Source organism: Streptomyces sp. GbtcB7 (assembly GCF_019091445.1).
GTDB classification, from domain to species: Bacteria; Actinomycetota; Actinomycetes; order Streptomycetales; family Streptomycetaceae; genus Streptomyces; species Streptomyces mirabilis.
Genome location: NZ_JAGXJM010000736.1, coordinates 1 through 231, shown reverse-complemented (window position 1 = coordinate 231; position 231 = coordinate 1). Strand labels below are relative to the sequence as shown.

Below are 231 nucleotides of genomic sequence, written 5' to 3'. Positions count from 1 at the left end.
GGGGACCCGGGCGGCCCTGGCCACCGACTGGCCCTCCTGGGGCGCCCGGGAGCCCCCCCCGGGCCGTTCGAATCTCCTTGCCGTGGCCGGCAAGGGCCCCGCTCAGCCGGGCGGCATGGCGCGGGCTGAGGCCCACACCGCCGCCCTCCTCGCCGCCCTCGAAGGGCCGACCGGAACGGAGTAGCCACACCGAGCACCGCCGCGCAATCGCCGCCCCGCTGGCCTACATCG

At 78.4% G+C, this 231-nt stretch carries 1 pseudogene; it reads left to right on the top strand.

Features of this window, described 5'->3' with window-relative positions:
- Positions 1-184 (top strand): annotated as a pseudogene (locus KVT44_RS57395) (helix-turn-helix domain-containing protein); the annotation flags it as partial.
- Positions 185-231 lie beyond the last annotated feature (47 nt).